General features: G+C 51.2%; 1 protein-coding gene. It reads left to right on the forward strand.

What is annotated here, in order from left to right; all coding sequences use genetic code 11:
* A partial coding sequence (locus ACLUWI_RS10075; protein WP_412147214.1) for a MucBP domain-containing protein occupies positions 1 to 1,480 on the forward strand: 1,480 nt, incomplete at both ends.

A 1,480-nucleotide genomic window follows, 5' to 3' on the forward strand; every position in this document is an offset into this window, starting at 1 on the left:
CGGCAATCCGATTCCAGATGCCAATACGCCGAGCTATTCAAATGATCCCACCGATCCGATGAAGGTTGTGCCAAATGAGACCGTGCCAGTCGTACCAGGCTACACGCCAAGTATTTCAACCGTAACGCCGGCTGACCCAACGCAGGACACGCCGGTAACGTATACGCAAAACGAATATCAGTTGACGGAACAGTTCGTCGATGAAAATGGCAACGAACTGGCCCCCGGCAAGAACGGTACCTACCATTACGACGATTCGTTTGACGTAACTGGGGACGCACAGGTGATCGACGGCTACGTGCTGGTTAAGCAAGAAAATACATCAGGGACGTTTGGCGCTGGCGATGAGACGGCTAAGTTCGTCTACAAGCAGGTCGGCAAGATCATTCCGGTTGATGAAGCCGGCAATCCGATTCCAGGTGCCAATACGCCGAGCTATTCAAATGATCCCACCGATCCGATGAAGGTTGTGCCAAATGAGACCGTGCCAACCGTACCTGGTTACACGCCAAGTATTTTAACCGTAACGCCAGCTGACCCAACACAGGACACGCCGGTAACGTACACGCAAAACGAATACCAGTTGACTGAACAGTTCGTGGATGAAAATGGCAACGAACTAGCTTCAAACAAGAACGGCACCTACCACTATGGCGACTTGTTTGACATAACTGGGGACGCACAGGTGATCGATGGCTACGTGCTGATTAATCAAGAAAACACGGCGGGCACGTTTGGTGATGGCGATCAGACAGCCAAGTTCATTTACAAGCAGGTCGGCAAAATCATTCCAGTGGATGAAGCTGGCAACCCGATTCCAGGTGCCAATACACCAAGTTATCCAAATGATCCCACCGATCCAACGAAGGTTGTGCAAAATGAAACCGTGCCAACCGTACCTGGTTACACGCCAAGTATTTCAACCGTGACGCCAGCTGACCCAACTAAGGACACGCCGGTAACGTATACGCAAAACGAATATCAGTTGACGGAACAGTTCATCGATGAAAATGGCAACGAACTGGTGCCAAGCAAGGACAGCAGCTACCACTATGGCGATTCGTTTGACGTAACTGGGGACGCCCAAGTGATTGATGGCTACGTGCTGGTTAAGCAGGAAAACACCGCGGGCACGTTTGGCGAAGGTGATCAGACAGCTAAGTTCGTCTACAAGCAGGTCGGCAAAATCATTCCAGTGGATGAAGCTGGCAACCCAATTCCAGGCGCGGCTACGCCAAGTTATTCAAATGATCCCACCGATCCGACGAAGGTTGTGCCAAATGAAACCGTGCCAACCGTACCAGGCTACACGCCAAGTACACCAAGTATGACGCCGGAAGATCCAACGAAGGACACGCCGGTAACGTACACGCAAAATGAATATCAGTTGACGGAACAATTCGTCGATGAAAATGGCAACGAACTGGCCCCAGGCAAGAACGGTACCTACCATTACGGCGATTCGTTTGACGTAACTGGG

The sequence above is a fragment of the Limosilactobacillus mucosae genome, assembly GCF_046939755.1.
In the GTDB taxonomy this organism is placed as follows: Bacteria; Bacillota; Bacilli; order Lactobacillales; family Lactobacillaceae; genus Limosilactobacillus; species Limosilactobacillus mucosae_A.